Genomic DNA, 25,937 nt, shown 5'->3' with positions numbered 1-25,937 from the left:
TGCGCTACTGGCAGATGGTGACATCTTCGGCCGTGGTCACCCAGTCGGGCAGATCGCTGCGGAACGCATCCGCGATGCGCTGATCTGAGGTGATGGACCAGCGGACTATTCCCTCTGCCTCCGGCTCGTGCTTGTCCCAGTTGAACCAGTTGATCAGCCGAATGTTGGGAAACTCTGAGCGCGTGGTCTCTGAAAAGACCTGCTGCCACCACGCGCGCCTGATCTCCAGCGCGTAATCGGAGTTGGCCTCCTCGGTCACGAACGCAGCAGTCTCCGGGATGGCCAGCGGCTTGTCGCGCTCCTCGGAATAGATCGCGTAGAAGTCAGGGAGACCGCTCTCGTCCCCTCCGAGTCCGTCATAGGTCCCGCGCAGCTGCGCGGCGAACTTTTCGGTCTCGGGCAGATTATTGCCGCCCCAGGGGTAGACACTGCCCCAGTGGTAGAGCGTCATTCCGACCCAGTCGACGGCGTCATCCCCCGGGTAGTAGGGCTGGTACGGATCATCAGCTTCGGTGAGCTCGCCATCCTGATCGGTGTCCAACGCATCAAAATCTGCGGTTCCAGCCTCGGGCGCGTACTGACCACCAGCGAAGGGGTATCCACCGCCGTAGTTCGGAGCCCACATCATCTGTGTCGCCGGCGTCTGCTCGTGCACTGCGGCGGCCACGGTCCGGAAAGTTTCGATGAAGGCCTGGGGCTGCTGCCCCCAGGGGTACCAGGAGCCGTTCATCTCGTGGGCGAAGCGGAGCAGGACCGGGACCTGTTTTCCATTGACCTCTGAGAGCAGGTCGGTCAGTTCCTGGACGGATTCATCGGTCACGGCGTCGAGGCCCTCGTATGGTTCGAGCGTCAACACCAGCACGCCTCCCAATGCCGCCACCTGGTCTGCCGCCGCCCGCACATTCTGGGCATCTTCAGAGCTGAACGGGAGGCCGATGAACTGCACAGCGGCGCCAGGCTCGACACCCGTGACGGTGGCGAACTCCTCGAGCGTCTCGACTGCCCAGTCGGGATTCACCCCGAAGGTCGTGCGGTCTGCGGGCAGCGCCTGATCTGGTGGGAGCACCGCGCACTGCTCGGAACCCTGGGGTTCGGGGTCGTTTCCCAGGGAGGTCGGCCCGGAGCAGCCGACAGCCAGAGCGCCCACGGTCGCTGTGGTCAGTGCGGGGTGAAGGAAGCTGAGTCGGCGTCGCAAGCGATGTGTCTCCCTAGAGTCTGGTGACGCGGCAGGTGACATCATTCATAACACGACTCAGGGGGCACCAGCGCAAGCTGGTACCCCCTGAGTGATACGTCGTGATGCTGGCTGGATCAGCCGGCCACGGGCAGCTTCAGCTGATCGCCGACGAAGATCAGGTTGGGATCCTCGACGAGATCGCCGTTGGCGCTCCACAGCTCGTTCCAGTCGACGCCCAGTGCGGCGGCGATGCTGGTGAGCGAGTCGCCGGACTGCACGGTGTAGGTCTCACCCGAGACCTGTACGTCGGAGCTGGGCTGCTCGACGCTCTGCGGGGCGGGAGCTGACTGGACCTCAGTCTGCGGAGCCTGCTGCACGGGTGCTGGCTCGGGAGCCGGCGCTGGCGCAGGGGCCTGCTGCTGCGGAGCCTGCTGAACCGGAGCGGGCTCTGGCTCTGGCTCTGGAGCCGGAGCGGGGGATCCGCCGCCGCCCGGGTTGCCGGAGAGGCCGAGCTGTGCGGAGCAGGAGGGCCATGCGCCCCAGCCCTGTGCCTCCCACAGCTGGTGGGCGCGGCTGATCTGCTCAGACTTGCTGGCCTGGCTGGGGAGGCCGGAGCCGCCCACTGCCTGCCAGGACTGCTGGGAGAACTGCAGGCCACCGTAGTAGCCGTTGCCGGTGTTGATGGACCAGTTGCCACCGGACTCGCACTGTGCGAGCTGATCCCACTGGGAAGCCGCGCTTGCTGCGGGGGCCTGAGCGATGACGCCTGCGCCGGCCAGAGTGGCCACGGCAAGTCCGCCGCCGAGAGCCTTCTTGAAAGTCTGCTTGGTCTGCATGAGGTTCAGTCCCGAAGTCCCTGCACTCGTGACCCTCCCGGGCCGTCCTCGTGTCACCGTCCGCCTTCATAACGTGTGGCGGTCAATATTCACCTGAGTCGGTATGGACGGTGGTGGGGCGCCGACTCCGGTGCTTCCGTGAATGTCACTGGAGGGGCCTGGGAACGGAGACCCAGTAATCACAGCGACATCACAGAAGATGTCCATGTACTAGTAAAAGGTCTCGTTTTGATTGCGTCAACCGGGGGGATGGGCGGTGGGGACGCCCATAAACACTGAAATCACGCGGAAGCAGGCCCGTTATCTACCCGTTATCAACGTTTCTGTGAAAAACATGTGAGTGCCGGATCACGCCCTGCCGGGCACTGTCAGTCACTCCCCGCAGCTTTCCACGATGTGGGAATTCTGCGCCATCCCACCCCATGTGATGCTGTCTGGTGCAAGAATCACCCCATGGACAGTGTGGATCGGGCAATCATTGCCGCGTTGCGTGAGGATGGACGCATCTCCAACGCCGCTCTGGCACAGAAGGTGGGCCTGACCGCTGGGCCCTGCCTGCGCAGAGTCCAACGACTCGAGGCCGACGGCGTGATTCTCGGCTATACCGCGGATATCAATCCGGAGGCGCTGGGTCAGTCCTTTGAGGTCGGGCTGGACATCGAGCTCAAATGGGGCGACCGCGAGACCGTTGAGCGCTTCGAGAACACTATGGCCAGCTATGAGGAGGTTCTCGAGCTGCTCCGCCTCTTCGGATCGCCCGACTACTTCGTCCGCGTGGCCGTGGCGGATCTGCATGCCTATGAGAGATTCCTCACCAAGAAGGTGCTGACCATCCCCGGCGTGCAGGGCACGGACTCTGCGTTCCCGATGAAGATCATCAAAAGTCAGCGGCCGCATCTGAACACAGGAAAGTCCTTCGACGAGTGAGTCGAGCATGAGTGACGCCACACGGTCCTCTGTGCGGGGCCCGTCTCAGCTGATGCTGCTGGTCACGGTGCTCATCGTGGCTGCCAATCTGCGTCCCGCCATCACCGCGGTGGGCCCGCTGATCGAGCGGATCGGTGACGATACGGGCCTGGGGCCCGCCGCGCTGGGACTGCTGGGTGCGATACCTGCGGTGGGTTTCGGCGTCGTGGCGCTGTTCGTCGCGGCCGCCGCCCGTCGCTGGGGATTGGAGCGCAGCATCTTCTTCGCCCTGCTGTTCCTGGCGGCGGGAACCCTGCTGCGGTCCCTGCCGCTCGGGGACTTCTCGCTCTTCGCCGGGACCATCCTCCTCAGTGCCGCCATCGGGGTGGGCAATGTGCTGGTGCCCGCTGTGGTCAAACGTGACTTCCCAGGCCGCGTGCCGGCCGTGACCGGGCTCTACACGGCCGTGCTCGTCGGATGCGCCGCCGTCGCCTCCGGCACCGCGGTACCCGTGGCGGCCGCCCACGGCTGGGAGCTGACGCTTGGTGCCTCCGCGATCCTCGCCCTGATCTCCGCCGGAGTCTGGAGCACCCGGCTGCGGCGTGCGCGCCGGGATGCCTCTTTGGCGACGGGGCCCCAGCTCGTCACTCCGGAACCTCCGGGCGGTTCGATGTGGCGCTCCGCCGTGGCCTGGCAGGTCACGGGGTACTTTGCCCTGCAGTCAGGAATCTTCTATCTGATGCTCACCTGGTTCCCAGCGATCCAGACCTCGCATGGGTTCTCCGAAGCCAGTGCGGGATTGTGGCTGGGCGCCTACCAGGCCATCGGGATCGCAGCGAGCCTGGTCGTCGGAGCCGTGATGCAGCGCGCAGCGGATCAGCGGCTGACTCTGCTGGCGCTGGCGGGGATCATGCTGGTCGGTGTCCTGGGCATGCTGCTGGTCCCCTCCGCCATGCCGGCCTGGGCGCTGATCGCCGGCTTCGCCTCCGGGGGCAACCTCCTGGTCGGATTGACCTTGATCAGCATGCGAGCCCGCACCTCGGCTGAAGCCAGCAGGCTCTCTGGAATGGCGCAGGGTGTCGGCTACCTGCTGGCGGCGGTGGGGCCGCTGCTCGCTGGGACGCTCTTCGAAGTGACCGACTCCTGGTCTCCGGTGCTCTGGATCACCGTCGCGGCGATCCTGGCGATGGCGTTGGTCGGCTCTTTCGCCGGCCGCCGGGTCGACGTGCTCTGACGTGGAGTTCTTGGGTCCTGGGTCGCAGTGCCCTGCCGCTGGACCAAGCACAGTCGCTCACCTCTGGTGAGCACCATTGGCCGCCGGCCTCAGGTCGAGCCGGCGCAGCGTCTGCGCGTTCAGTGCGACCACCACCGTGGAGGCAGACATCAACAGCGCCCCGACGCTCATGGGCAGCACGAAGCCGACCGGGGCGAGGACGCCGGCGGCCAGCGGAACCGAGACGAGGTTGTAACCGGCGGCCCACCACAGGTTCTGCTTCATCTTCCGGTAGGTGGCTCGGGAGAGCTCGATGACCGAGAGCACCGAGCGGGGGTCGGAGGAGGCAAGGATGACGCCAGCGGAGCCGATGGCGACGTCGGTGCCGGCGCCGATGGCGATGCCGACGTCGGCCTGGGCCAGCGCAGGCGCATCGTTGACGCCGTCGCCGACCATGGCGACCGTGCGTCCCTCCTCCTGGAGCTCCGCGACCTTGGCCGCCTTGTCCTCGGGCCTCACTCCCGCGAAGACCCGGTCGATGTCGAGCTCGGATGCGACGGTGTCCGCGACGGCCTGCGCATCCCCGGTGATCATGACCACCTGAACGCCTCGGGCGTGCAGCTCCTCCACGGCGTCCCGGGATTCGGCGCGGACCTCGTCGGCCAGGCGCAGCGCGCCGATGACGACGCCGTCGGCGAGCACATGCAGGATGATCGCGCCCTGATCCCTCCAGCCCTGAGCCACCTCGAGCTCGTCGACCTCACGCTGCGCCAGGAGATGGGGGCCGCCCACCTCGATGACCGCGCCGTCCACCTCGGCCCTGACCCCGACGGCCGGGGAGGAGGAGAAGTCTCGAGCGCCGGCCACGTGGAGCTCGCGGGCCTGCGCGGCGCCGAGGATTGCTCGGGCCAGCGGATGTTCGCTGTCGGACTCGGCGGCGGCCGCGAGTGCGAGCACGTCCTCTTCGCTGCGCTCGCCCCGAGCTGCGACGGCGGTGACCGTCGGCTCTCCCTTGGTCAGGGTTCCGGTCTTGTCGAAGAGCACGGTGTCCACCGTGCGCATCGATTCCAGTGCGAGGCGATCCTTCACCAGCACCCCGCCGCGGGCAGCGCGCTCGGTGGCGATGGAGACGACCAGCGGGATGGCAAGACCCAGTGCGTGGGGACAGGCGATCACCAAGACGGTGATCGTGCGCACCACGGCGCTGTCCGGAAGGCCGACCAGGGACCAGACGATCGCGGTGATGAGCGCGGCGCCGAGTGGCGAACCAGAACAGCCATGCCGCCGCCTTGTCCGCCAGTCGCTGAGCGCGGGAGGAGGAGCCTTGGGCATCGCTGACAAGCTTCTGGATGCCCGCCAGGGAGGTGTCATCACCGGTGGCGGTGATCTCCACGCGCAGCCCTGAGTCGGTGGCCACGGTGCCGGCGACGACCTGATCACCCTTCTCGCGACGCACCGGCTGCGATTCACCGGTGACCATCGATTCGTCCATGCTCGCCGAACCGTCGGTGATCCGCCCATCCGCAGGAACAGCAGCGCCGGGACGGACGACGACGACGTCGCCCACCTCCAGCTCGGCAGGGGAGACGGTGACAGTCTCTTCGCCGTCGACCTTCTCCGCCTCATCCGGCAGCAGGGCGGCGAGAGAGTCCAGGGCGGAGGTGGTCTGCGCGAGCGATCGCATTTCGATCCAGTGGCCCAGCAGCATGATGACCACCAGCAGAGCCAGCTCCCACCAGAAGTTCAGCTCGTGGTCCAGCAGTCGCAGGGTGGCACCCCAGGAGGCGATGAACGCGACGGTCAGCGCCAGGGCGATGAGCAGCATCATCCCGGGCTTACGGGTGCGGGCCTCGCCCAGACCCGAGCTGAGAAAGGGCCAGCCGCCCCAGAAGTAGACGACCGTTCCCAGCACGGGGGAGACCCACCAGACCCAGTGTGCCTCGGGGAGGCTATAGCCGATGAGGTCAGCGAACATGTCGTTGAAACCGACGACGGGCACAGCCAGCACAAGCATGATCCAGAACAGCCGGCGAAACTGACCTACGTGATCGCCATGTCCGCCGTGACTGTCATGGCTGCCATGGTGTTCGTGCCCGCCGGACTGCTCGTGGTCACGGTGCTCTCCGTGTCCCTTGGCCTGATCCGGGGTGGCGGCGTCCGGAGGACCGTCGTGGTGTGCGGCTGTGTGGGGAGAGGTCATGTTCTATCTATATACCCCATGGGGGTATAACTCAAGGGCATGCTCGCCACGGTCTGGGGTGAGGCGGTCAAGAGGACTCTGGGGTGAACAGCTCTTCGATGGCACATTCAAAGACGGCGGCGAGCCTGAATGCCACCGGAAGCGATGGGTCGTAGCGGCCCTTCTCGATCGAGATGATGGTTTGACGCGAAACCCCGAGCTCATCGGCCAGCTGCTGTTGAGACCACCCGAGGCCCTGTCGACGCTGCGCGAGTGAGTTCTGCATCAGGCTGCGGCTTTCTTCAGCCACTGGTAGCGCGCGGCGAAATCGAGCATGGCGAACAGGACCAGGCCGGAGAGAGCCCAGGTGAGAGGGCCCTCGATCCAGGTCAGCGCGAAGCCTCCTGCCCCAAGGCCACCCACGAGCAGTATGTCCCCGAAGGCCCCGCTCGCGGCCTTGTCATACCAGGTCGACTCGATGGAATCCTCAGGCTTGTCGGCGGCGCCAATGAGAGTGGCGCGATCCACGAGCAGCGCCCAACCCAGGGCAGCTGCAGTGGGGAGGGTCAACGTGACCATCAGGGCGAAGGCGAGGATTGGGCGCTCGCTGTCGCTGAGCGTTACGAAGAGGGCACCCGCCGCTGCAGAGATGGCAGCGCCGATGCCCAGTGAGACGCTGACCAAGACGGCGGAGCTGCCACCGAAGCGCGAGCGTCCCCAGCGACTCCGCTTCATCGTGCTGTTTTCCATGTCGCCTCCTCGTCCACGGAGCAGGGTGCTCCTTCTACTGTATGTCCAATGTCAAAGAAGCTTTACATTTGGGCCGCCGCATGTCAAGGTCACTTGACTATCGTTGGTGACACCAGTTCAGTCGAGGCTGCACAGTCGTCGGGGGAGTTTCTTCCTCTTGTAGCTGGTCAGTAGTCTCAGATGATGAGTACACAGCCTTGGTCCGCAGCGGATATGCCTCAGATGCAGGGCAGAACTGCAGTCGTCACCGGTGCCACCAGCGGAGTGGGGTTGGCGACGGCGAGTGCTTTGGCCCAGGCAGGAGCCCATGTGGTGCTCGCGGTCCGCAATACGCGGCGTGGTCAGGATGCGGCCCGGACCATGAACGGCAGCACTGAGGTGCGAGAGCTCGACCTCGCCGATCTGGCCTCGGTGAGAGCGTTCGCGCAGTCCTGGACCGGCTCGATCGATGTCCTGGTGAACAACGCCGGAGTCGCGGGGGGCCGCGGCGCCCGCACCAAGGACGGCTTCGACATGCAGTTCGGCACCAACCACCTGGGTCACTTCGCACTGACCAATCTTGTCCTGCCTCACACCACGGATCGAGTCGTCACACTTTCCTCCGGAGCGCACAAGGCAGGTCATATCCACTTCGACGACCTGGAGCTGAGTCAGCGCAGGTACTCCCTCCCGCAGGCCTATGGGCAGTCCAAGCTGGCGAATCTGCTGTTCACGCTTGAACTGCAGCACCGCTTGGAGGAGGTCGATTCTCCGGTGCTGTCGCTGGCGGCGCATCCGGGCTACGCCGCCACCAATCTCGGCACCCAGGGACGGAGCAAGCTTCTCGTCTCCGCGGTGAATCTGGCCGGCCGCCTCTTCGCTCAGACCAGCGAGCAGGGAGCGCTGCCGTCCCTCTACGCCGCGACGCAGGATCTCCCCGGGGCGAGCTATATCGGTCCCGACGGGCGCGGTGAGCTCCAGGGATACCCCACCATGGTGGGGCGCTCAGACAAAGCAGCCGACCCCGAGCTGGCGCGGCGGCTGTGGGAGGTTTCCGAGGAGCTCACCGGCGTCGGCTTCGGCCTCCGGAGCCGGTCTGACTTCGCGTAATCGTCACCGAGCGATCTGAATCGGGAGCGGCGCCACCACCAGGAGAAAGCAACGATATAGCGCTGATGAGTCCCTGGTATTGACCGAGGACGTCGCACATTGATGCGATGGAGCGATGGATGTCTTGTTCGGTTCGTTGCTCCTGATCGCCGGTGCAGCTCTGTTGCTGTGGTCTGCCCTGGTGGCCGGTGCTGCGACGCCGGATCGTCGTCGTCCATTACTTTTCGGCAGTTACGTTCGTGGTTCACGGAAGGCGTATGGCCTCCAGGTGCTCGGCAGCCTGGTCAGCATCTGCAGCATGTACTTCTGGATCCAAGCCGTGGGAACCTTCGGGGCGTTCGTGCCCTTCGTGGCTTTCCTGCCTCACCTGTTGGCGGGCGTGTTGCACAACGGGAGAGTCCATCGCGAGCAGCGCCGGCAGGACATCCCGGCGTGACCCTGGTCTCGCCGGACAGGTTCCGCTGGTCGGAATCCCACGCCTGGCCATAGGGTAGTGCCCCGTGAGCACTCAGACCCCCGCCTCCCAGTCCTCGACGCCGACGCCCCACGGCCGCTTCGACCGCTATTTCCACATCACAGAGCGCGGCTCGAGCATCGGACGCGAGGTGCGCGGCGGCCTGGCGACCTTCTTCGCGATGTCCTACATCATCGTGCTCAACCCGCTGATCATCGGCGCCTCCGCAGACTCAACCGGCAATTTCCTGGGCGGCGGCTCGGAGCCGAATCTGCCCGCCGTCGCTGCTGCCACCTCGCTGATCTCGGGTCTGATGACCATTCTGATGGGCGTGATCGGCAAATTCCCGATGGCGGTCTCTTCCTCGCTGGGGCTGTCCGCCTTCATCACCTACGGCATCGTGGTGCTGCCGGGGATGACCTGGGCCGACGCGATGGGGCTCGTGGTCATCGAAGGCTTCATCCTGCTGATCCTGGTGCTCACCGGATTCCGCTCGGCGATCTTCAACGCCGTTCCAGGGGCGCTGAAGACCGCCATCAGTGTGGGGATCGGACTGTTCATCGCGCTGATCGGCATGGTCAACGCCGGTTTCATCCAGAACAACGGCGGCACCGGACTGGAGCTCGGCGTCGGCGGCTCGCTCTATGGCTGGCCCATCCTGATCTTCCTCATCGCGATGTTCGCCCTCTTCGCCATGTGGGCCGCCAAGATTCGCGGCGCGATCCTGTACTCGATCGTGGGTGCCACCGTCCTGGCCATCACGCTGGAATCGGTGTTCAGCATCGGGCCGAAAACCGCTGCGGACGGCACCGAGAACCCCTACGGCTGGGGCCTGACCGTGCCCACGCTGAACCAGGACTGGTTGACCATGCCCGACCTGAGCCTGCTGGGTGACTTCAACCTGCTGGGCTCCTGGCAGAGCATCGGCGTGGTGGCGGCCACGCTGGCGATCTTCACGCTGCTGCTGGCCAACTTCTTCGACCTGCTGGGCACCATGGTCGGCGTCTCCAATGCCGGGGGGATCAAGGACGCCGACGGCGACATCCCGCATTCTCGCCGCATCATGGTCGCCGACGCGGTGGGCACCATCGGTGGCGGCGTGGGCTCCACCTCAGTGAACTCCGGATTCATCGAGTCCACGGTCGGTGTGGGCGACGGCGCGCGCACCGGCTTCGCCAATGTGGTCACCGGTGTGCTCTTCCTCGCCACGATCGTGCTGGCCCCACTGGCGGCCGTGATCCCCACCGAGGCGGCCTCGGCCACCCTGGTGCTGGTCGGCTTCCTGATGATGCAGCAGATCGTGCGCATCGACTGGACCGACATCGAGATGGCGATCCCCGCCTTCATGACCATCGTGGTCATGCCCTTCTCCTACTCGATTACCAACGGCATCGGCGCCGGATTCATCAGTTATGTGGCGATCAAGGTCTTCCGCGGCAAATGGAGCGAGGTCCATCCGCTGATGTATGTCACGGCGGTCCTGTTCGTGCTCTACTTCATCTCCGGGCCCATCCAGAGCGCGCTTGGTGTCGGCTGAGCCCCAAAGGCGCGCGCACTTCGGTTGGCCGGCGGGACCAGCTCGTACACGCAGGTGCTACCGACGAATCAGCGCGCTGCTCCCGCGGCGTCGAGGCGTCGGCGAACTTCAGTGATGACGCTTTCTGGATCCGCGACGCTTAGGACGTAGGACCTGCGTGCATCCCGGATCTCGAGGGTGGGGCCACCCACGAGGAGGCCCACCCTGCCCCCGGGAAGAACCCGGTAGCCGGCGCCTTCGAGGACACCGGTCTCCCGTCCTTCCTCCACGGCGGTGATCTCGGCCCAGCGGAAACTCACCCGAAAAATCCTCATGCAGCTGGCGTGCAGGCCATCTTCGGCGGCGCTGATCTTCACGCGCAGGAAAGCGACCGCCGAACCGATGATGAGATTCAGCACCAGGACGCTGATTCCGACGCCTGGGGGAGCGAAGAGGAGTGCGGGCAGGGCGCTGAGTCCCAGGATCACGAAGAGGGGGACTGAGACGCGTCGATTCAACCCGACGTCGGAGATCAGTTGACTCGAAGAATTGCTCATCGTGTTCAGCGTATCAATCGCAAATATGCCCTTTGCTGTGGGGCCAAGCTGCTGAATCGAGCCGGTGCTTTCGGCGTTGTAAACGCTGTTCAAAGGAGAAGCCAGATGAGAAGCAAAGGTCGTTCACCCATTGCGAAAAACGCCGCCGTCGTGATCCTCACTGGTGTGCTGGCCGTGCGTGTACAGCTGGGGCGAGCGGATCAGGCGGATATACGGCGGAGAAGCGGGTCCGCCACGAGGCGTGATGGACCGCAGAGCGTTTGTCCAAGAACGGCGAAGGCGTCATCCCGATTCGCGAAGTAGCCGTGATCGGCCCTGATGAAGTGCGACAAATCGTGAGTGCCGCCCGCCTCTCGTCCGTCCCAATCCACAGCGCAGCGTCCTACTGCCTCGAACAGCGTCTCTGATCCGCTGTTGGTGAATGAACCGCCTCCGCGACATCCGATCGAACCGAACAGCTCTGAGGCAGGAGTCCACTGATCAGGCTTCCACTGATTGATCCTGAACTCGGGCCACGCGAGCAGCATCTGATCAGGGAGGGCGAACTTCGTCCTGGGGAAGCGCGGGTACCAGAATGAGCGGTCGATGAGCAGGGCGCGCACGCGGGTCTGGATGCCTAGTGCGCGGGCGACGCTCTCCAGAACGGCGAGACGTTGACTGCAGGAGCCGAAGCCACGTGAGAATACGTGAGAGACAGGAGTGCGCTCCTCAAGGGCGTAGACGGCGCGCACCTCATCTCTGATGATCGAATGACCTTCCCTCAGGATCGCCACAGGATCGTCACTTCCCGCTGATTGGTGTGAGCGTTTGACCAGGTGGGAGATGGCGCTGGACCTGTGATCGAGAATCGCAGTGGGCTCAGCGGATCCAGGCTGATCGCAGGTTCCCGCCGAACGAGTGGGGATGCGCCTGTACCAAGGAGTGAAGAGCACCGTCATCGAGGTCACGGCTGGACCTCCGAAGTGCTGTGGGTGCCAGGCTTCCGAGTCTCGCGCAAGACCGTCTCGGAAGGTTCTGATCCGCCGGACGGACGCCGTCGGATGCGGATCGGACCTCGGGCGGTCGCCGGATCGACCACTGCGCCGCGCTGCGTGATGTCCACGGCGCCGGCGGCCTCCAGGCGCCGCGCCGCTGCCCGGGCAGCATCCATCTGATCCCGCCATTCTTCCCCGCCGACGGCGCGCGCGGCATCGGAGGGACAGATCGTCGCCGACTCGGTACGCTTCGCGAGCAGCTCAAGGATCGCGCGCTCCATCTCGCGGTCGGATGCTGCGTAGGGCTCGTCCATGCCTCCAGTCTGCACCCATCCGTGTCAGTGCCGGACCCTAGGCTCACTTCTGTTGCTATCGAAAGTATGTTCGAATACGATGAGGCTCCCGGGCTTCCCATCGGCTTCGTCATACCTCTTGGAGACATGAAAGAGGAGCCTGTCCATGTCCACTGTTATTCGTCCCGAAGCTGATCGAGCACCCCGCCGCGGAGCGGTGACATTCACCGAATCCATCGAGGTGGAATGCGATGAACAGTCGATGCCCCACCGGGTGATCTGGCAAGAGCGGAGGCACCTCGTGGTGGAAACACCGATTCGCTGGTTCCAGCGGCGCAGCTGGTGGCTCGAAGAGCCTCGGGCCGAACGTGGCCGTCCCGGCCTGGTGGCCCATGAGATGTGGCGTCTGCAGGTCGAGCCCGAAGCCGTCTCCCGCACCGAGGTCACCGAAGTGCGCACCATCGACGTCAGCCGTCATCTCGCCTCCGGGCGCTGGCGCGTGGTGAGGGTCCATTGACCTTCACCCATCTGAACGTGGCCAGCTCCTTCAGCAGCCATTACGGCACCAACCGTCCCCAGGAACTGGTGGCTGCCGCCGCAGCCGATGAGATGCGCGCGCTGGCCATCACCGACCGGGACGGGCTCTATGGCGCCGTCAAGCACATCGGTGCCTGCGTGGATCTCGGTGTTGCCCCGATCCTTGGTGTCAGCCTCGCCGTGGAGGAGCGCGGCCGGGCAGTGGTGCTGGCCAGCGGAGCCAGCGGGGGATATGCCGCTCTGTGCGAACTGATCTCGCGCGCCCACGAGCGCCCACAGGGTGAATCCGCGCGGGTGAGTCTGCAGGATCTGGCGGAGTTCGCCGCCCCTGCCGCAGGTGAGGTGCGTCGTCGTCTGTTTGTGCTGGCCGGACCGGAGAGTGAGATCGGTGAAGCCGCGGCCTCCCGGGATTACCGGAGCACCCGGGCGCTGCTGCGGCAGTGGCGCGAGGTGCTGGGGGAGGCCCTGCGGGTGGAGGTGGTCTCACATCTCGCGCCTCCCGGTGAGGCGCTCTCCACTGCTCATGCCGTGCGGATGCTCAGCGCCGCCCAGGTCAGCCGGGTCACCCCGGTGCTGACCAATGCCGTGCGGCTGTTGAGCACCGATGAGGCCGCCACTGCCGATGTGCTCGACGCCGTGCGGGTGCTTTCGGACCTGCACCACACCGCTGCACTGCAGCCCACCGATCAGGGCTGGTTGAAGCCCGCCGTGCAGATGGAAGCCCTGGCCGCCGAGATCTGCGCTGCCAGCACCACCTCCATCTCTGCGGAGGAGCTGCTGGAGAACACCGAAAGGCTGGCACGCCAATGTGAGCTGGATCCGATCACAGACATGGGCTGGGGTCAGCCCAAGGTGCCTGAGGCCACCGTCATCGGAATCGAAGGCGACCCCGATGAGGAGCTGCGCGCGCGCTGCGAAGAGGGCCTGGCGGAGATGCTCGCCGCCGAGGAGCAGGCTCGGCAGGCAGCAGCCCAGCTCAGGGGCGCGGATCCGGAGTCTGGCGCGAAGCAGGACAATGACGCGGATCCCGAGAGCCCCGGCGAGGTGCGGGCCCGGCTGGAGCATGAGCTCAGCATCATCGCCGACCTGGGCTTCGCCCCCTACTTCTTGACCGTGGCCGAGGTGGCCCGGCTGATCCGGGAGATGGGCGTCCGGGCAGCCGCCCGCGGTTCGGCGGTCTCCTCTCTGGTGGTTCACGCGCTGGGGATCAGTCCCATCGACCCGCTGCAGCACGGCTTGATCTTCGAACGCTTCCTCTCGCGGAGGCGCTCCACCCTGCCCGATATCGACATCGACGTGGAATCGGCCGAGCGGCATCGGATCTACCGGGCGGTGTTCAAACGCTTCGGCTCCCAGCGGGTGACCCTGATGAGCATGCAGAACGCCTACCGGATCCGCGGCGCGGTGCGGGATGCCGGGCTTGCGCTGGGACTCCCCGAGGAGGAGATCGATCAGCTGGCCGAGATCATGTGGCGCTTCCCCGCTCGGGAGTTCCGCCGCGCCTTGGAGGAGAAGCCTGAGCTGCGCAGCCTCGCCGAGCGGATCGAGACCGAACGCACCTCCGGACGCCAGCAGCTGGACCTGCTGGTGGACCTCTCCGAGCGTCTGGACCGGCTGCCCCGGCACATCTCCACCCACCCCTGCGGGGTGATTCTGGGCAATAACAACCTGCTCAAGCTCACCCCGGTGGAACGCTCCGGGGTCAACGGACTGCCGATGAGCCAGTTCGACAAGGACGATATGGACCCGATGGGGTTCATCAAGCTCGATGTCCTCGGGGTGCGCATGCAATCGGCGATCGCCTATGCGCTGACCGAGCTGCAGCGCACCACCGGGGAGGTGATCGACATGGTCAAGGACGTGGACTATGCCGATCCGGCGACCTTCGCGATGATCCAGTCCACCCACACGCTGGGCTGTTTCCAGATCGAGAGCCCCGGCCAGCGTGAACTGATCGGCAAGCTGGTGCCCGAGACCCTCAATGATCTGGTGGTCGACATCTCGCTCTTCCGCCCCGGGCCCATGGGCTCGGGCATGGTCAAGCCCTACCTGGAGCGCCGCCACGGCTACGAGGAGGTGGGTTACCCGCACCCCGACCTGGCGCCGATCCTGGATGAGACCTATGGTGTGGTGGTCTTCCATGAGCAGGTGCTGCGGATCTTCGACACGATGACCGAGTGTGGCCTCGACGTGGCCGATGAGCTGCGCCGTGCGATGAGCAAGGACAAGGCCGGTCCAGTGGAGATCTTCTTCCGCGAGAAGACCGCCAAGCGCGGCTACTCCGCCGCGGTGATCGACCGGGTCTGGGAGATCCTGCTCAGCTTCGGCAGCTTCGGCTTCTGCAAGGCTCACGGAGCCGCCTTCGCCGTGCCCACCTACCAGTCGGCCTGGCTGAAGACCCACCACCCCGCCCACTTCCTCTGCGGCCTGTTCGAACATGATCCCGGCATGTACCCGCTGCGGCTGCTGGTCTCCGAGGCTCGCCGTCTGGGGATCCCGCTGCTGCCGATGGACGTCAACCGCTCTACCAGCAGCTATCACGTGGAGGCCACCTCTGTGGCGGGGCTGCCGGTGTGGGGGATCCGGATGTCACTGATCGGGCTGAAGGGGATCTCCAAGACCGAGCTGCGCCGCATCGAGGCCGAACAGCCCTTCGCTTCGCTGGCCGATCTGCGGGATCGCTCCCGGTTGAAGCGCTCCACGCTGCGCGACCTGGCCAAGGTCGGCGCCTTGGACTGCCTGCTGCCCGAGGGGCGCAAGGCACGCAAGGACCTCATTCAATGGGTGGAGTCGACCAACCTGGAGTACGCCAAGAAGCCGCCGGCTCGCCAGGTGCAGGGCCAGCTGTCGCTGCCCCTCGGTGATGTGGAGATCGCCAATATGCCCACCGGGGCGGGGGAGCTTCAGGTCCGTGAGATCGTCACCACCGAGCTGGATCTGACCTCGCTGGACACCAGTGGTCACGTGATGGAGATCCACCGCCCGGTGCTCGAGGCAGCAGGGGCGACTTTCGCTGAACAGCTGCTCTCGCTGCGCAATGGCGCCACTGTGCGGGTGGCGGGGATTCGGGTGGCCACGCAGACTCCGCCGATGGCCTCCGGCAAGCGGGTCGTGTTCATCACCCTCGACGACGGCACCGGCTGTGTGGACCTGAGCTTCTTCGAAGAGGCCCAGTACAACACCGGTGAATGCCTCTTCGCGGCGAAGATGCTCATGGCCGAGGGCACCATCCGGCGCACCGGGCCCCGGGCGGTCACCGTGCAGGCGACGCGAGCCTGGGATCTGCGCGGAGAGACGGTGCCGGGACAGCTTCCCGCTGCAGCAGGCTCTGCTTGATCTCCACCCCATAGCGGAACCCACCGAGCCCGCCGTCGGTCCGAATGATCCGGTGACAGGGAACGAACAGCGCGGCCGCGTTCTTCGCGCAGGAACCCGCCGCCGCCCGGATCGCCGCCGGACTGCCCGCCCGTTGTGCATATTCGGCATAGCTGAGCGGCTGACCGGGGCTGACCTCTCGAAGAACGGCCCATGCGTGTTCCCGGAACGGTCCGGAGCGCTGGTGCACCGGCACGCTGTCCACCGCGCTGAGGTCCCCGGAGTAGTAGGCCTCCACGGCCTGCTGTGCGTGGGCGAGCACCGGGTGCGTGCCGTCCTCCGGGACCTGACTGGTCTGCGCGGCGCTCCCGCGCAGGTGCGGGTGGATCAGGCTGAGCAGCTCGGTGATCTCCGCGGTCCACCCGGAGGCCAGCACGTGGGTCTCATCCGCGATCACACTGAAAGCACCATCGGGTGTGTGCAGAGTGACGCGGTGCAGCTGTGTGTCAAGCGAGGTCATGAGCTGGTGTCCTTTCGGGGCTGACGTACTGCACTCTGCGCAGCGGCCTTCCAGAGGTACATCGCGGCATAGGAGCGCCACGGAGACCAACGCTGCGCGTGGGTCTGCAGCGCGCGGTGAGCGGCTGCCTTGTTCAGGTCGGGGTCCAAGATTCCAAGCTTTTTGGCACCGGTGACCAGGACGACGTCGCCGGTCATCCAGACATCCGGATCCCCCAGCACACGCAGCATCAGATAGGAGGCGGTCCATTGCCCGATCCCGGGCATAGCGGTGAGCTGCTCATGCAGGGCACGGGTGTCTGCTCCCTGGTGCAGCTGCAGCTCTCCGCTGGCCAGGGCCTGCGCTGCGATCCGCACCGTGGAGATAGATCGGGCGGGAAGCCTCAGCGGCCGCTCAGGGTCCAGCGCCACATGAGGGCCAGGTCCCTTGCGTGACGGCGGTTCCGGCACCCCAGCAAGAATCTCCTCCGGCGTGGGGAACAGCCGGGAGAGCCCGGCGAAGGAGGAGATGAGCGGCGTGCCCAGCACGTCGACCAGCCGAGTCAACTGGGTACGTGCCGCGACCACGGAGATCTGCTGACCCACGATCGCGCGAATCAGGTACTCCGGGCCGTCTGCGGTTCCCGGCATCCGCAGACCGGGCCACTCCGTCACCCAGGGCCCCAGGGCAGGGTCAGCGGAGAGCGCCGCGACGACGGCCAGCGGGTCGGCGTCGAGGTCAAAGATCCGGCGAGCCACCGCGACGGCGGCCGGGATGTCCGCAAAGGAGCTCAGCTCACAGTCCAGCTGCAGCTGCCACCGACCAACCTCGGTCGCGAAGTCACCCCCGTCTGGGGCGACGGTGACTTCAGCGGCAGTGACTTGAATGGCGGCGGGCCCATGGGTCAGCCGCAGCGTGCGCGCATAGACGAGCGCCTCGCCGTCGAGCTGAGTGGATTCGACCCCAGGGATCGCGCGCTGATCCAGGAAACGGAACACCTCCGCAGCGTTGAAGGGCTCGCGCACCGGCAGAGCCAGTCGCAGCGAGAGCTGCGGGCCGGCATCGGGACCCTTCTGGTCGACCGGGCGTCCTGGCGAAGCTTGCGATCCTCTATGGGCGTGCTGACGGATCTCCCGTGGCGTGGCGTCGAAGAGCGTGGATGCGGTCGCGTTGAACTGCCGGACCGAGGAGAATCCCGAGGCGAAGGCGACATCGGTGATCGACATCTGCGTGCTCACCAGCAGGCTGCGCGCCAGATGCATTCGGTGCGCCCGGGCCAGGGCGAGCGGACCCGCGCCGAGCTCTGCGGTGAGCGTGCGGTGCAGGTGACGACTGCTGTAGCCCAGCCGGGCGCTGAGAGTCCGCACGCCGCCGTCATTCATGGCGCCTTCCCTGATCAGCCGCATGGCACGTCCGGCGAGATCCTGCCGGATGTTCCACTCCGGGGCCCCCGGTGTGGCATCGGGCAGGCAGCGTTTGCAGGCGCGGTAGCCGTGCTCATGGGCGGCAGCGGAGGTGGAGAAGAAGGTGACGTTCTCCGGCTTCGGGGTCTGCGCGGGGCAGGAGGGACGGCAATAGATCTTCGTGGAGGAGACAGCGGTGTAGAACTGCCCGTCGAAGCGGCGATCACGTGATTGCACGGCTCGGTAGCGCCGGTCGAAGTCCTCGTTGTGCTCCATATGCTCTATTTCACAGTTCGCGCCGTTAGAAAGCTAGCGGGAATCGGACCTGGCCGTGGGTGGTTGTGCGCAGAGAGCCCGGCACGGAAAGTGCGCGGGCACAGAATGACGACAGACTCGATTCCGCGAGGTGTTGAGTCGGTGACTTCACGGAAGGACGTATATGACTACCGTTGCGCTTATTGGAGCAGGACGCGGCCTGGGAGCCGCTGTGGCACGTCGATTCGGCCGGGAAGGTTTCAACCTCGCGCTGATCTCCCGCAGCCAGGAGCGAGTGGACGCCTTTGCCGAGGAGCTGAACGCCGAGGGATTCACCGCCCAAGGTTTCGAGGCCAACGTGCGGGATACCCGCAGCTTGACCGAGGCCCTGGACAAGGCCGTGCAGGAACTGGGACCCATCGAGGTCATGACCTACAGCCCGCTGCCGCAGAAGGAATTCCTGCGCCCGCTGCTGGAGACCACTGCCCAGGATCTTGAGGGTGCGGTGGAGTTCTCCATCTATGGGCCCGTGGCAGCAACGCACCAGGTGCTGCAGGGCATGCGTGCCCTGGGCCGCGGCACAGTGTTGTTCATCAACGGCGGCAGCGGCGCACGCCCCAGCGCGAAGGTGGCAGGAACTTCCATCGCATTTGCCGGCGAGAGCGCGTTCGCGCAGATGCTGCACGATGAGCTGGCGGAAGAGAACATCCACGTCGGCCAGCTGATCATCCCCGGGCAGATCACCGAGGGCAGCGAGAACAAGGACCCGAAGGTTCTGGCGGAGAAGCTCTGGGACATGCACACGGAGCGCAACGAGTTCCGCGTGTTCGCCGAGCCCATGGATCAGTAGTCCAGCAGCAGCTTGAGCAACAGCTCGACGAGTTTCATCGCATCACCACAGCGGGCCCTGGTCTTTCGACCGGGGCCCGCTGTGGTCTCCCCTGCTGGGGTGGTCAGCAGTGACACAGCTCTGAACACTAGACTCACTGCCATCAGGCGCTGGAACCTACGGACCCCGGAGACATCACATGAGCGAGGAACGGCGCAGGGAACTGGGCAACAACGACACTCCCGTCGAAGAAGAGCTGCAGGAGTCCTTCGACAACACGGTGCACGAGGGAGCTGAGCGGCTGCAGCGGACCTTCCGGGCGATGCTCATCACCGGGCTCTTCGGCGGCATGGAGGTCGGCCTCGGTGTCATGGCCTACCTGGCTGTGCTGCACGAGACCGACAACCACCTGCTGGCAGGCCTCGCCTTCGGGATCGGACTGGTCGCGATCCTGCTCGCGCACAGCGAGCTGTTCACCGAGGACTTCCTCATGCCGATCGCCGCGGTGGTCTCGCGCGAGGGCAGCATCGTCCAGCTCTGCAAGCTCTGGGGCGGCACGTTGGTGGCGAACCTGGTCGGCGGCTGGGTCTTCATGTGGCTGGTGATGCAGGCATTCCCCGAATGGGAATCAACGGTGAGGGAATCTGCGGCGCATTTCCTCGATGCCCCATACTCCCTTCAGACCATATGTCTGGCCCTCCTGGGCGGAATGATCATCACGCTGCTGACGCGCATGCAGCAGGGCACCGACTCCGACCCGGCGCGGATCATCGCGGCAGTCGGCGCAGGCTTCCTGCTTGCCGGGCTCCAGCTCTTCCATTCGATCCTGGACTCGCTACTGATCTTCGGTGCCATGCAGACCGGGGCGGACATCCCGTTCCTGGAGTGGCTGACCTGGTTCGGCTTCACCCTGCTGTTCAACATTCTCGGCGGCGTCGGCCTGGTGACGGCCCTGCGCCTCGTCCGGACCAAAGAACTGGTGCAACGACGACGGCGCGCCTCACCCGAGGACCCGGACGCTCCTCGCGGCGAGTAGGGGACTGGGGGAGGAGTCTTGGCCCCACGGCCCCGTCCCCTCGCCCAGCGTTTGTCGTAGAGCTCTAGCGAATCGTAGAGCTATAGCGCTACGACGTTGCAAGAGCTCTACGATTCTTTCGGCTGGGGGCCTAGGGGCTGGCTGAGATTGCGGAGGGCAATCCTGCACGTGCACAACAACTATTGCGCAACGTTTGTTGTGCTTCTAGTGTGGCACCATGGCCTCCACCAATTCCGACCGTTCCACCGTCACATCAGCCGCTGAGATGCGGGTGCTTGCTCATCCGTCTTCTCGGCCTGCTTCGTGAAATCGGCTCTCAGACCGCGGCGCAGCTCGGCGATATGGTCGACGAGGCGCCAGGGACCATCAGCTATCACCTGGGGAAGCTTGCCTCGATCGGTGTCATCGAATCAGCCGAGCCTTTGAGCAGTGACAGGCGGGAACGGTGGTGGAAAGCCACAGACCAGCTCACACGCTGGGAGCCTGCGGAGCTGCTTGATGATCCAGAGAAGCTCGCGGCGTCGTCTCAACTGCAGAAGTCTGTGGCCCAAGCCTATGCCGCCATGTTTTCAGGCTATGTCGACGCGATCCCCGGGCTGCCGCGTGACTGGGTCGCCGCGGCAGCAACTGGTGACCGGAGCCTCCGTCTGACCGCAGCGGAACTCAGTGACATGAGATCCGAACTGGAGTCTCTCGTCGAACGGTGGGTCCGCATCAGTGAAGCTCACGACGTTACAACACAGGAAGCCACCGATCACGACGGCGCCCAGCCGGTGGCTCTGGTCTACCAGGCCTACCGCCGCGCCTGATCTGCGAGAACTGATGAAGCTCAGGACAACGCAGCCGGGGGTCGACAGTCGTAGAGCGGGCCGGTCCCTCTCAGCACTGCTTGCTGCGCACGCGATCTCGCAGACCGGCAATGTGGTCACCACGTTCGCGGTGCCGTTCTACGTTCTCGGTACTGGAGGAACGGGGGTCCAGGTCGGAATCGCCGCGTTCTGTGCGACGGCACCCATCGTCATTGGTGGCGCCCTGGGCGGCGTCGTCGTCGACAGGGCGGGGCACCGACGCGTGGCCATCGTGGCGGATCTGGCCAGTGGGGCGTTCGTCCTTCTGATACCCCTCCTGGCCCTCACCTTAGGACTGCCCTTCTGGACACTTCTGCTGCTGGTCTTCGCGGCGGGGCTGCTCGACACCCCCGGACAGACTGCCCGACGGGTCATGCTGCCGAACCTGTCGGCCCGCGCAGGCATCCGGCTTGAGCAGAGCGTCGGCCTTCTGGACGGCTCGGAGCGGCTTGCTCGGTTGGTGGGTGCAGCTGTTGCGGGCCTGCTGGTTGCGAGCTTCGGCCCCATCGCGGCTCTCTTCGTCAACGCGACCACGTTCGCTGTCTCTGCCGTTGTGACAGGGCTGCTCGTTCCTGGTGCCGCAGCCCACAACCACCCCGGTGACTCCGTGGGTGCGGCGCCTGGACCATCGTCGTACTGGTCGGATCTCAGGGCAGGACTGCACTTCATCGTGCAGGATCCGTTGATGCGACTCATCGTGGCACTTGTGCTGGTGACCAATCTCCTGGACGCCGCACGAAGCTCGACGTTGATGCCCCTCTATGCCGAGGACCGACTCGACGGAGCCGCCGCACTGGGAATCCTGGTTGCGGCGATGGGTGGGTGCGCGTTGTTGGGCAATGTGATGTTCGGCTTCGTCGCCCATCGATTCCCACGGCGCATCACGTTCGCCGTCTGTTTCGTTCTGGCGGGAGGGCCCTCCGCCGCGGCGTTTGCCTTCGGCGCGCCTTTGGATGTTCTGCTGGCGACGACCGCGCTGTCCGGCTTCGCCGCGGGAGCGATCAATCCCATTCTTGGGGCCGTCCAGCTGGAGCGCGTGCCCGAGAAGATGCGAGGACGGGTCTTTGGAATGATCAACGCCGGCGCGTGGGCGGGGGTCCCTTTCGGCGCCCTGCTCGGGGGAGTGGCGGCCGATACCATTGGATTGAGCTGGGCCTTCGGCGTCGTCGCCGTCGTGTACACGGTCATCACGCTGACCCCGCTCCTCGGCGGATCGTGGACCATGATGGAGCACGACGACGCTGTGCGGCCGACGCAGGATGCGCCGGATGCGCCGGGCGAGGAGCCGGCCTGAGCCCCCACCCCTTCTCGGCGTTTGTCGTAGCGCTCTAGCGAATCGTAGAGCTATAGGGCTACGACGTTGCATCAGCTCTACGATTTTTCGGATTGCTGCCGGGAGACACTTTTGTCTGCCCCGTCGCGATGCCCAAGGATCGAGACCCGCCCAGGTCCAGCTCAGGGGGCGTCTCGCGAGCAGACCCCGCCGGTGCTACCCCTTCAGCGAAGCCGATTGCCGCAGACACTCGTATCTGCAAAGCTCACACCATGTGTGGACGCTATGTCATGGCCAAAGACACCGGCGACCTGGCTGATGACCTAAATCGGGCGAGGCTGGGGCCGGTTCAGCCGCCGGCGTTCGAGCTGCCCCCGAACTGGAACATCGCCCCCACCTCGACCGTCTCCATTCTGGTGGAACGATACGACGACGCCGGGCAGCTGCTGCGCGAGCTCCACCCGGCTCGCTGGGGACTCCTGCCGGTGTGGGCCAAGGACATGACCTTCAGCTCCCGCACCTTCAACGCGCGCTCCGAGACGGTGGTCTCAAAGCCGAGCTTCCGCTCAGCAGCGAAGTCGCGACGCTGCGCCGTCCCCGCGGACGCCTATTATGAGTGGAAAGCAGGGGGCGCGAAGAAGCGACCGCACGCCATTCGCGCGATCGATGGCTCCCCCCTGGTGTTCGCCGGTCTCTACGAGTGGTGGAAGGACAAGGACGCCGAGGCCCGGGGAGAGCCAGACCCTTGGATCCTGTCCTGTTCCATTCTCACCGGCCCCTCACCCGAGACTGCCGGTGACCAGGCCGCCGGTGACGCAATAGCCGATGACGAAACAGCCGATGCCCGATCCTCTGGCGGCCGAGCCAGTGTGCTCACGGACCTTGCTGAACTGCACGACCGCATCCCGCTGGCCATGACCCCGGAGTTCGCCGAGCAGTGGATCCAGCCGGGGGATAAGGGCCCCGAGGAGCTTCAGGTCCTCCTGGAACAGCTGCGCGCCGAGATCCTCGACGTCGCCAGCGGCTGGGAGATCTACGAGGTGGACCCCGGCGTCGGCAACGTCCGCAACAACGGCCCCGCACTATTGGACCCTGTGCCCACGCTCTGGGGATGACGGCGGGGAATGAACCCGCTTTGACCGGCCTTAGGATCAGCAGACCGATCCGCAACCCAGGAGCCGAACATGATCGCATTGGACCTCAGCGGCAAGACCGCCTTCGTCAGTGGTTCCACCCAGGGGATCGGTCTGGCTATCGCCAAACGCCTGGCCGAGGCCGGAGCGCGGGTCGCCATCAACGGGCGCGGCGCCGAGCGGGTCGACGCCGCGGTCCAGGAACTCACCGCCGACGGAATCAGTCCGGAGAACCTGCTGGCCGCACCGGGAGATGTCACCACGGACGAAGGTCTCACTGCGGCGCTGGAGGTCACGGGGCACATCGACGTCCTGGTGAACAACCTCGGCATCTTCGGAGCTGAACCCGCCCTGGAGATCTCCGACGCTGAGTGGCAGTGCTTCTGGGAGGTCAACGTCCTCTCCGCAGTCCGTCTGATCCGCTCCACCCTGCCGCAGATGACCGCCCGTGGCTGGGGTCGCATCCTCAACATCGCGAGCGACTCTGCCGTGGTGATTCCCGCAGAGATGATCCACTACGGTGCCACCAAGTCGGCGCTGCTGGCGGTGTCGCGAGGGTTCGCGAAGGAAGCGGCCGGCTCGGGTGTGACGGTCAATGCGGTCATGGCCGGACCGACGCTCACCGAGGGAGTCGAGGATTTCGTGTATCAGCTCGTGGACGCGGACACGCCCTGGCCTCAGGCCGAGCGCGAGTTCATGAAGGAGCATCGACCCCAATCGTTGCTGCACCGGCTGATCGAGCCCGAAGAGATCGCCAACATGGTGGTCTACCTCGCCTCGCCGCTCGCCGCGGCCACCACCGGCGGCGCTCTCCGGGTCGATGGTGGCTACGTCGATTCGATCCTGCCGTGAGCCCACACCGCGCATCTGCAGCGAGCACTCCGGAGGATGTGGCCCTGGGCTTCGCCGATGCCTGGAACGCGGCCGACGCTGACGCGTTGGCTGCGCTGTTCGTCGAGGACGCCGACTTCGTCAACGTGGTCGGGCTGTGGTGGAACACTCGGGAGCGCATACGCGCCGCGCACGACTACGGCTTTCGGCGGATCTTCGCGGGATCGCAGATGCGCCTGGACAAGGTGCGGGTCCGCGCGCTGGGGGAGGGTATCGCCGTCGTCCATGCGCTCTGGACGCTGACCGGTCAGTCACCTGCCCCGGGTCAGACGGCTGAAGGATCACCTGGAGAGCGACACGGGGTCATCAGCTTCACTGTGCGGAAACAGCAGACCACAGACGACGACGGCGCGTGGCTGGCCGTCAGCGCGCAGAACACCGACCGCATTGCTGGCGCAGAGACCCTTGCCGCTGAGGGTGATGCCTTACGCCCGACGGCGTATCAAGACCTCGGCGGCCCGACTCACGGTTGAGCAGACTCGGCTTACCCATCAGCGTTCGTCCCCAGGAGTCGCGTCCGCAGGCTCATCCCCGCGCAGGTAGAACGCACCGAGTGACCCGGCAAGGGTTGCGAAGACACCCACCGAGTACACCGCCAGCACCAGCTGCACTCCCTTGGAGAACGGATCCTCGGTGGTGATTCCGGTGCCGGTCACCGTGGCCATCGCGGACTCGTAGAGAGCGGCGCCGTAGCTCGTATGGGATTCGAAGGCATAGAGCAGCTGGCTCGCGGCGAGGATGACCACGATCGTCACGGCGGCCAGCCACCCGATCCTGCTGGAGAGCAGCCGCCCGGCCGAGCGGGAACCGCGCACGCCTGCCGAGAGGATGCCGCCGACCCTGGCCACTCGAGCCACGCGCAACAGGCGCACGGCCTGCAGCGCGCGAACGAACCGCAGGAAGGGCACCAGTAGGAAGATCACCTGCCACCAGTTACGCCGCCAGAATCTCGCCTGGAACCCGGCGATGTAGGCGCGCAGAAGAAACTCCGCGACGAAGATGGCCCAGAAGACCCAGCCGGCGATGGTGAGGATACGGCTCCACCCGGGTTCGGTCACCAAGAGTTGTCCTAGGAACACGAAGAGGAAGACCACGCCGAGCAGCCCCATGGGCCGGTCCAGCTTGGCCGCGAGACCTTCCGCCGCCTCGACTCTCTCAACCTGCTCGGTCTCTGCGGGCTTCGTTGCGCTGCTCACGGTCGCGTGACCTCCGGGGCCTCTGGGGACGGTTTCTCTGACAACACTCTACGAGTTGGACCCAGGCACCAGACGCGGCAGTCCGCCGGATTGTTGACCGGGCAACGTCCAGCATGTGAAATGGTCCGATGGAGTTACTCGCGATCGTCCTCTGGGTTCTTGCAGCGGTGCTGCTCACTGCATCCTTTGACATGCTGCGGCAGGTCAATCCCCACTCACGACTGCCGTTCTTCTTCGGAAAACCGCCGGTCAATCCACCGCAGGTCTACGTGGTGCGGTTCCTGGCGCTCATCTGTTTCCTCGGGAGCGGCTGGCTGTTCAGCGATCTCTATGGTGCGGCGGCAGGACCGATCGCCATCCTGCTGGGAGCTCTTCCCGGATGCATCCGCAACCTCTTGCACAACCGGAGGGTGGCAGCCGCCCAGGCATAGGCCGGCTCCCAGTGATCGAGGACCTAGGACACTGATCGTTCCCGGGCTTCGTGATCCGTGTCCCGGGATGCGCCCTCGAGTTCGGGCTCGCTCATCTCCGCCCACACGGCATCCAGCGAGAGATTCAGCACCTGTGCGATCGCGGCGATGGTCGGGAAGGCTGGAGTCGCCACCCGACCGGATTCGATCTTCCGCAGGGTCTCCGGGGACACGCGGGCCTCGAGCGCCGTAGCGAGAATGGAGCGCCCGCCACGGGCTCGGCGTAGCAGAACTCCGAGCCGTTCTCCACGTTCCACGTCTTCAGGGCTGAGCGGCAATCTGACCATGGCACCGATTCTAATACCGGG

At 65.6% G+C, this 25,937-nt stretch carries 27 protein-coding genes and 1 pseudogene; 15 read left to right on the top strand and 13 right to left on the bottom strand.

Annotated features, from left to right (window positions below):
- Positions 1-4: 4 nt before the first annotated feature.
- Together IY716_RS02260 and IY716_RS02255 are read right to left on the bottom strand one after the other, a co-directional pair.
- Positions 5-1,195 (bottom strand): glycoside hydrolase family 26 protein, encoded by a 1,191-nt coding sequence (locus IY716_RS02260; RefSeq protein ID WP_255316397.1) that lies wholly within the window; start codon positions 1,193-1,195, stop codon positions 5-7.
- Positions 1,196-1,311: 116 nt separating this feature from the next.
- The gene (locus IY716_RS02255; RefSeq protein ID WP_218220014.1) at positions 1,312-2,013 is read right to left on the bottom strand and encodes a transglycosylase family protein; all 702 of its coding nucleotides are present in this window, start codon (positions 2,011-2,013) and stop codon (positions 1,312-1,314) included.
- A 453-nt stretch (positions 2,014-2,466) separates the two neighbouring features.
- Here IY716_RS02255 and IY716_RS02250 point away from each other — a divergent pair, with 453 nt between their 5' ends.
- Positions 2,467-2,940: an Lrp/AsnC family transcriptional regulator gene (locus IY716_RS02250; RefSeq protein ID WP_192590587.1), complete on the top strand. Its 474-nt coding sequence runs from the start codon at positions 2,467-2,469 to the stop codon at positions 2,938-2,940.
- 7 nt (positions 2,941-2,947) lie between these two features.
- The gene (locus IY716_RS02245) at positions 2,948-4,153 is read left to right on the top strand and encodes an MFS transporter (protein ID WP_218220013.1); all 1,206 of its coding nucleotides are present in this window, start codon (positions 2,948-2,950) and stop codon (positions 4,151-4,153) included.
- A gap of 57 nt (positions 4,154-4,210) precedes the next feature.
- Here the strand turns inward: IY716_RS02245 and IY716_RS02240 are convergent.
- From IY716_RS02240 to IY716_RS02230, 3 genes and pseudogenes are all read right to left on the bottom strand, one after another.
- Positions 4,211-6,332, bottom strand: a pseudogene (locus tag IY716_RS02240) (heavy metal translocating P-type ATPase).
- Between the two features lie 67 nt (positions 6,333-6,399).
- A complete protein-coding gene (locus tag IY716_RS02235) occupies positions 6,400-6,597 on the bottom strand; it encodes a helix-turn-helix transcriptional regulator (RefSeq protein ID WP_218220012.1) in 198 nt (65 codons plus the stop codon).
- Positions 6,597-7,061, bottom strand: coding sequence for a hypothetical protein (locus IY716_RS02230; protein WP_218220011.1), 465 nt, complete (start codon positions 7,059-7,061; stop codon positions 6,597-6,599). The genes IY716_RS02235 and IY716_RS02230 overlap by 1 nt, the downstream gene beginning before the upstream one ends.
- A 183-nt stretch (positions 7,062-7,244) precedes the next feature.
- Between IY716_RS02230 and IY716_RS02225 the strand changes: the two genes are divergently transcribed.
- The 3 genes from IY716_RS02225 (at position 7,245) to IY716_RS02215 (ending at position 10,141) form a co-directional block, all read left to right on the top strand.
- The gene (locus tag IY716_RS02225; RefSeq protein ID WP_218220010.1) at positions 7,245-8,150 is read left to right on the top strand and encodes an oxidoreductase; all 906 of its coding nucleotides are present in this window, start codon (positions 7,245-7,247) and stop codon (positions 8,148-8,150) included.
- Positions 8,151-8,265: 115 nt separating this feature from the next.
- Positions 8,266-8,586: a hypothetical protein gene (locus IY716_RS02220; protein WP_218220009.1), complete on the top strand. Its 321-nt coding sequence runs from the start codon at positions 8,266-8,268 to the stop codon at positions 8,584-8,586.
- A gap of 64 nt (positions 8,587-8,650) precedes the next feature.
- Positions 8,651-10,141 carry an NCS2 family permease gene (locus IY716_RS02215; protein ID WP_218220008.1) on the top strand — a complete coding sequence of 497 codons (1,491 nt, stop codon included), beginning with the start codon at positions 8,651-8,653 and terminating at the stop codon, positions 10,139-10,141.
- A 68-nt stretch (positions 10,142-10,209) separates the two neighbouring features.
- On the opposite strand, the gene IY716_RS02210 is transcribed toward IY716_RS02215, so the two are convergent.
- The 3 genes from IY716_RS02210 to IY716_RS02200 form a co-directional block, all read right to left on the bottom strand.
- The gene (locus IY716_RS02210) at positions 10,210-10,677 is read right to left on the bottom strand and encodes a hypothetical protein (protein ID WP_218220007.1); all 468 of its coding nucleotides are present in this window, start codon (positions 10,675-10,677) and stop codon (positions 10,210-10,212) included.
- A 200-nt stretch (positions 10,678-10,877) separates the two neighbouring features.
- Entirely contained in the window at positions 10,878-11,615 is a 738-nt protein-coding gene (locus IY716_RS02205) for a transglutaminase domain-containing protein (protein WP_255316553.1), read from the bottom strand.
- A gap of 5 nt (positions 11,616-11,620) precedes the next feature.
- Positions 11,621-11,965 (bottom strand): DUF3253 domain-containing protein, encoded by a 345-nt coding sequence (locus tag IY716_RS02200; protein WP_218220005.1) that lies wholly within the window; start codon positions 11,963-11,965, stop codon positions 11,621-11,623.
- A gap of 145 nt (positions 11,966-12,110) precedes the next feature.
- Here IY716_RS02200 and IY716_RS02195 point away from each other — a divergent pair, with 145 nt between their 5' ends.
- Positions 12,111-12,461: a hypothetical protein gene (locus tag IY716_RS02195; RefSeq protein ID WP_255316396.1), complete on the top strand. Its 351-nt coding sequence runs from the start codon at positions 12,111-12,113 to the stop codon at positions 12,459-12,461.
- Positions 12,458-15,817: a DNA polymerase III subunit alpha gene (locus IY716_RS02190; RefSeq protein WP_218220004.1), complete on the top strand. Its 3,360-nt coding sequence runs from the start codon at positions 12,458-12,460 to the stop codon at positions 15,815-15,817. The genes IY716_RS02195 and IY716_RS02190 overlap by 4 nt, the downstream gene beginning before the upstream one ends.
- Here the strand turns inward: IY716_RS02190 and IY716_RS02185 are convergent.
- Together IY716_RS02185 and IY716_RS02180 are read right to left on the bottom strand one after the other, a co-directional pair.
- Positions 15,735-16,316, bottom strand: coding sequence for a methylated-DNA--[protein]-cysteine S-methyltransferase (locus tag IY716_RS02185; RefSeq protein WP_218220003.1), 582 nt, complete (start codon positions 16,314-16,316; stop codon positions 15,735-15,737). The genes IY716_RS02190 and IY716_RS02185 overlap by 83 nt on opposite strands.
- Positions 16,313-17,974 (bottom strand): Ada metal-binding domain-containing protein, encoded by a 1,662-nt coding sequence (locus IY716_RS02180; protein ID WP_218220002.1) that lies wholly within the window; start codon positions 17,972-17,974, stop codon positions 16,313-16,315. Before IY716_RS02180 ends, IY716_RS02185 begins: the two co-directional genes overlap by 4 nt.
- A gap of 163 nt (positions 17,975-18,137) precedes the next feature.
- Between IY716_RS02180 and IY716_RS02175 the strand changes: the two genes are divergently transcribed.
- A complete protein-coding gene (locus tag IY716_RS02175) occupies positions 18,138-18,803 on the top strand; it encodes an SDR family oxidoreductase (protein WP_218220001.1) in 666 nt (221 codons plus the stop codon).
- On the opposite strand, the gene IY716_RS13645 is transcribed toward IY716_RS02175, so the two are convergent.
- Complete coding sequence (locus tag IY716_RS13645) at positions 18,797-18,919, bottom strand: hypothetical protein (RefSeq protein WP_255316395.1); 123 nt, start codon at positions 18,917-18,919, stop codon at positions 18,797-18,799. The two genes, IY716_RS02175 and IY716_RS13645, sit on opposite strands and share 7 nt — an antisense overlap.
- Before the next feature lie 62 nt (positions 18,920-18,981).
- On the opposite strand from IY716_RS13645, the gene IY716_RS02170 reads away from it, so the two are divergent.
- The 6 genes from IY716_RS02170 to IY716_RS02145 all read left to right on the top strand — a co-directional run bounded on the left by IY716_RS02170 (position 18,982) and on the right by IY716_RS02145 (position 24,436).
- Positions 18,982-19,818, top strand: coding sequence for a formate/nitrite transporter family protein (locus IY716_RS02170; RefSeq protein ID WP_218220000.1), 837 nt, complete (start codon positions 18,982-18,984; stop codon positions 19,816-19,818).
- 275 nt (positions 19,819-20,093) lie between these two features.
- On the top strand, positions 20,094-20,627 hold the full coding sequence (locus tag IY716_RS02165) for a hypothetical protein (protein ID WP_218219999.1): 534 nt from the start codon (positions 20,094-20,096) through the stop codon (positions 20,625-20,627).
- A gap of 13 nt (positions 20,628-20,640) precedes the next feature.
- Complete coding sequence (locus IY716_RS02160; protein WP_218219998.1) at positions 20,641-21,960, top strand: MFS transporter; 1,320 nt, start codon at positions 20,641-20,643, stop codon at positions 21,958-21,960.
- 251 nt (positions 21,961-22,211) lie between these two features.
- Positions 22,212-23,054, top strand: a complete 843-nt coding sequence (locus IY716_RS02155; RefSeq protein ID WP_218219997.1) for an SOS response-associated peptidase — start codon at positions 22,212-22,214, stop codon at positions 23,052-23,054.
- A 72-nt stretch (positions 23,055-23,126) separates the two neighbouring features.
- Positions 23,127-23,924: an SDR family oxidoreductase gene (locus IY716_RS02150; RefSeq protein WP_218221354.1), complete on the top strand. Its 798-nt coding sequence runs from the start codon at positions 23,127-23,129 to the stop codon at positions 23,922-23,924.
- Positions 23,921-24,436 carry an SgcJ/EcaC family oxidoreductase gene (locus IY716_RS02145; RefSeq protein ID WP_218219996.1) on the top strand — a complete coding sequence of 172 codons (516 nt, stop codon included), beginning with the start codon at positions 23,921-23,923 and terminating at the stop codon, positions 24,434-24,436. Before IY716_RS02150 ends, IY716_RS02145 begins: the two co-directional genes overlap by 4 nt.
- A gap of 18 nt (positions 24,437-24,454) precedes the next feature.
- Here IY716_RS02145 and IY716_RS02140 read toward each other — a convergent pair whose 3' ends face one another.
- Positions 24,455-25,159 carry an ion transporter gene (locus IY716_RS02140; protein WP_369699558.1) on the bottom strand — a complete coding sequence of 235 codons (705 nt, stop codon included), beginning with the start codon at positions 25,157-25,159 and terminating at the stop codon, positions 24,455-24,457.
- A 128-nt stretch (positions 25,160-25,287) separates the two neighbouring features.
- Here IY716_RS02140 and IY716_RS02135 point away from each other — a divergent pair, with 128 nt between their 5' ends.
- On the top strand, positions 25,288-25,590 hold the full coding sequence (locus IY716_RS02135) for a hypothetical protein (protein ID WP_218219995.1): 303 nt from the start codon (positions 25,288-25,290) through the stop codon (positions 25,588-25,590).
- Positions 25,591-25,613: 23 nt separating this feature from the next.
- On the opposite strand, the gene IY716_RS02130 is transcribed toward IY716_RS02135, so the two are convergent.
- Positions 25,614-25,916: a helix-turn-helix domain-containing protein gene (locus tag IY716_RS02130; RefSeq protein ID WP_218219994.1), complete on the bottom strand. Its 303-nt coding sequence runs from the start codon at positions 25,914-25,916 to the stop codon at positions 25,614-25,616.
- Positions 25,917-25,937: the final 21 nt, after the last annotated feature.

Origin of the sequence: Nesterenkonia sp. Act20, from assembly GCF_019173455.1 — a bacterium.
Taxonomy (GTDB): Bacteria; Actinomycetota; Actinomycetes; order Actinomycetales; family Micrococcaceae; genus Nesterenkonia.
Note: the sequence above shows the minus strand (reverse complement) of the source record. Positions and strands in the feature narration are given on the sequence as shown.

Coding starts and splice junctions, on each gene's coding strand:
- IY716_RS02185 (WP_218220003.1), bottom strand. CDS start 16,316: ATGACCTCGCTTGACACACAGCTGCACCGCGTCACTCTGCACACACCC.
- IY716_RS02235 (WP_218220012.1), bottom strand. CDS start 6,597: ATGCAGAACTCACTCGCGCAGCGTCGACAGGGCCTCGGGTGGTCTCAA.
- IY716_RS02160 (WP_218219998.1), top strand. CDS start 20,641: ATGAAGCTCAGGACAACGCAGCCGGGGGTCGACAGTCGTAGAGCGGGC.
- IY716_RS02175 (WP_218220001.1), top strand. CDS start 18,138: ATGACTACCGTTGCGCTTATTGGAGCAGGACGCGGCCTGGGAGCCGCT.
- IY716_RS02230 (WP_218220011.1), bottom strand. CDS start 7,061: ATGGAAAACAGCACGATGAAGCGGAGTCGCTGGGGACGCTCGCGCTTC.
- IY716_RS02255 (WP_218220014.1), bottom strand. CDS start 2,013: ATGCAGACCAAGCAGACTTTCAAGAAGGCTCTCGGCGGCGGACTTGCC.
- IY716_RS02195 (WP_255316396.1), top strand. CDS start 12,111: ATGTCCACTGTTATTCGTCCCGAAGCTGATCGAGCACCCCGCCGCGGA.
- IY716_RS02135 (WP_218219995.1), top strand. CDS start 25,288: ATGGAGTTACTCGCGATCGTCCTCTGGGTTCTTGCAGCGGTGCTGCTC.
- IY716_RS02180 (WP_218220002.1), bottom strand. CDS start 17,974: ATGGAGCACAACGAGGACTTCGACCGGCGCTACCGAGCCGTGCAATCA.
- IY716_RS02130 (WP_218219994.1), bottom strand. CDS start 25,916: ATGGTCAGATTGCCGCTCAGCCCTGAAGACGTGGAACGTGGAGAACGG.
- IY716_RS02210 (WP_218220007.1), bottom strand. CDS start 10,677: ATGAGCAATTCTTCGAGTCAACTGATCTCCGACGTCGGGTTGAATCGA.
- IY716_RS02200 (WP_218220005.1), bottom strand. CDS start 11,965: ATGGACGAGCCCTACGCAGCATCCGACCGCGAGATGGAGCGCGCGATC.
- IY716_RS02250 (WP_192590587.1), top strand. CDS start 2,467: ATGGACAGTGTGGATCGGGCAATCATTGCCGCGTTGCGTGAGGATGGA.
- IY716_RS02245 (WP_218220013.1), top strand. CDS start 2,948: ATGAGTGACGCCACACGGTCCTCTGTGCGGGGCCCGTCTCAGCTGATG.
- IY716_RS02170 (WP_218220000.1), top strand. CDS start 18,982: ATGAGCGAGGAACGGCGCAGGGAACTGGGCAACAACGACACTCCCGTC.
- IY716_RS02205 (WP_255316553.1), bottom strand. CDS start 11,615: ATGACGGTGCTCTTCACTCCTTGGTACAGGCGCATCCCCACTCGTTCG.
- IY716_RS02220 (WP_218220009.1), top strand. CDS start 8,266: ATGGATGTCTTGTTCGGTTCGTTGCTCCTGATCGCCGGTGCAGCTCTG.
- IY716_RS02155 (WP_218219997.1), top strand. CDS start 22,212: ATGTGTGGACGCTATGTCATGGCCAAAGACACCGGCGACCTGGCTGAT.
- IY716_RS02225 (WP_218220010.1), top strand. CDS start 7,245: ATGAGTACACAGCCTTGGTCCGCAGCGGATATGCCTCAGATGCAGGGC.